Annotated in this window: 1 protein-coding gene; it reads left to right on the top strand. The window is 47.2% G+C overall.

The window, feature by feature from the left end:
• The coding region (locus tag AB4653_RS23460; protein WP_372105447.1) for a hypothetical protein at window positions 1-379 on the top strand (379 nt) is incomplete at both ends.

The raw sequence follows: 379 nt of genomic DNA, 5'->3' as shown, positions 1-379 counted from the left end.
TGACTTTGATAAAGACCCTGTGACATCTACCGTGAAGTTGACCATCACCGATGGTGATATTCCAACGATTAATACCATTCCAAGCGTCACGCTATCGGAATCTAATCTTGCAGACGGCTCAACCGCAAGCAACGCGCCTGTGAGTCAAACAGAGACGATCACCTTTACCAATCAAAGCGACAATGTGACCAGTTTCCGCATTGAGCCAAGCCTGTTTAATACCAACGACACACTCAAATCGAATGGATTGGTCGTTGAGCTTAAAGCGGATCCCAACACGACTGGGGCGTACATTGGCTTTGTGAAAGATGGCGCCAACCCAGAGGTTCCTGTCTTTACGATTAGTTTCTCTACTAGCACTGTGGGTGAGTACACCTTT

The organism is Vibrio sp. 10N.222.48.A3 (assembly GCF_041475345.1).
Lineage (GTDB): Bacteria > Pseudomonadota > Gammaproteobacteria > Enterobacterales > Vibrionaceae > Vibrio > Vibrio tasmaniensis_A.
The sequence above is the reverse complement of the archived record's forward strand: the minus strand, read 5'-3'. Positions and strand labels throughout refer to the sequence as shown.